Genomic DNA, 205 nt, shown 5'->3' on the forward strand with positions numbered 1-205 from the left:
CGCCGTTTATCGAAACTCCACGCGATGCCCGGGAACATTACCGCAAGCGGTTCGGCATCGAATCTTCCTACCGGTTGGCTAGGAAAAGCCTCGCTCTCACGAGCTCTCGTGATGCCGGATTACGGCTATTGCTGTTTGTCGTGAGCCTGCTGTTACAGAACGTCTGGCGCTATCTCCACTGGATGTACGTGGCGGCGCCCCGCCG

At 58.5% G+C, this 205-nt stretch carries 1 pseudogene; it reads left to right on the forward strand.

Annotation, left to right across the window (positions count from 1 at the left end):
- Positions 1–205 (forward strand): annotated as a pseudogene (locus O2S87_RS19495) (ISH3 family transposase); the annotation flags it as partial.

The organism is Halohasta sp. A2 (assembly GCF_056175805.1).